Origin of the sequence: Streptomyces cahuitamycinicus (assembly GCF_002891435.1) — a bacterium.
Taxonomy (GTDB): Bacteria; Actinomycetota; Actinomycetes; order Streptomycetales; family Streptomycetaceae; genus Streptomyces; species Streptomyces cahuitamycinicus.
On the sequence record NZ_POUC01000959.1, the window covers coordinates 1 to 516 of the forward strand.

Sequence of the window (516 nt, forward strand, 5' to 3'; positions counted from 1 at the left end):
GCCCCACACCGCGCCCAGCAGCAGGGCCAGGCCCAGGTGGCCGTGCAGCTCGATGCCCCCGCCGAAGGCATCGAAGCCGAGCACGGACAGGGAGGCGGTCACGGACACGTCCGTCAGCCAGGCGAGCAACGGCAGGGCGAGCGCCGTCGCGAGCCCCAGCCGCAGAGCGCACCGCCCCGCGAAACGCAGCGCACCGGGCTCATCGCCGACCGGCGTCCGTGCTCCCGTCAGCACACCGGCCAGCAGCATCGTCAACCCCGCCGCCACCACCAGCAGCCACACCCGGCCGTCCAGCTCGGCCAGCCTGCTCAAGGTCACCGGCCGTTCGGACCCGGCACCGAGCAGGTCGTCCAGCGGGTCCGGCAGGAATCGGATCAGTTCGCCCGTAGCGCGTCCGTCCCACGGCACGAGCAGGCCGAGCGGGATGCCCAGCCACACCCCGTTCGGCGCCCCGAGCAGTGCCGCGCCGGCGATGCGCTCGGGACGGTCGTCGCCGATCGCCGCGTACGCCGCCGC

1 protein-coding gene is annotated in these 516 nt (G+C 74.8%); it reads right to left on the reverse strand.

The window, feature by feature from the left end:
• The coding region (locus tag C1J00_RS44075) for a streptophobe family protein (protein WP_219728423.1) at positions 1-516 on the reverse strand (516 nt) is incomplete at both ends.